We start from the raw sequence: 1,021 nt of genomic DNA on the forward strand, positions 1-1,021 counted from the left end.
CTGATGGAATCTTTTAATTATTTCATCAAGTTCCTTTTCCAGGTCATGTTCTGCTGCTGATTTCTCATCAATGGCATCAAGGGCCATGAATGCCTCCTTGACATCATAGAAAGCCTTTATATCATCGCTGATGGAAAGAATCTCATCCAGAACGGTTTTATTGACACAGTGGCAGCCAAGTATTGAATCAAATCTATATGTCTCAATGTCAACGGTAGGACCGTACTGCATGAGAAGTTTATATCTGAATTTGAGGAGTCTGTATTCCTTGGACTGCCTGGCATATGAATGTTTACGCATTTCCCTTTTCCTGGTATTATTAAGCTGATCATTGACGAGCTTAACAACATGAAAATGATCGACAAGATAGGTAGCGTTTTTAAAGTAGGTAGCTATGATACTGCGGTAGGGCTCATAGAGATCTGAACATACAAACTCTACCTTTTCTTTTTCCCTTTTTTCGCCTTTTCCTTTTTCTGCATCTATCGAATAGAAATAATCACTGAGTACGTTCTGCCATCTTGACTTGATGATATCCACAATAACCTTGTTCTCGAAGTTCATCATGACAAAGGCATATTTCTGCTGGCTATGCCTCTGAAAATAGAACTCGTCTATAAGGAGGATTCGTGGCAGCGGGTGTCTCTTCACCTGGACGTTCTCATCAAAGAGGCTGATGACCTTGGTCGTGCTTATGTCGTACTTTCTTGCAACGGACGCAAAGACAGAGTTAAAGGGCTTCAGGTCCTCAAGAATATGCAGTTGCGTAACCCTGGCAATTTTTGTCGTCTCATCAGCAAGAGGAACATGATCGTAGAAAGACGAACCACAGTCCCTGCAGCATAGACGCTTAAAATGGATCATGTAGATGCTAGGGCAGTTATTGAACTGAGCACCTACAAGCTTTTTGGATTTATTTGCCTTTATGTTCACATGACTTGAGTGACACTCAGGACATTCATATGTTTGTCTCTTCATGACTATACTGAAGACATATTTCTCGTCTTTTCTGGTGATATTC

1 protein-coding gene is annotated in these 1,021 nt (G+C 40.8%); it reads right to left on the reverse strand.

Going from position 1 to position 1,021, the window contains the following annotated elements:
- Nucleotides 1-1,021: ISL3 family transposase (locus tag T529_RS0111620; protein WP_033163776.1), on the reverse strand; the 1,021-nt coding region annotated here is incomplete at both ends.

The sequence above is a fragment of the Sharpea azabuensis DSM 18934 genome (genome assembly GCF_000702165.1).
Classification (GTDB): Bacteria; Bacillota_I; Bacilli_A; order Erysipelotrichales; family Coprobacillaceae; genus Sharpea; species Sharpea azabuensis.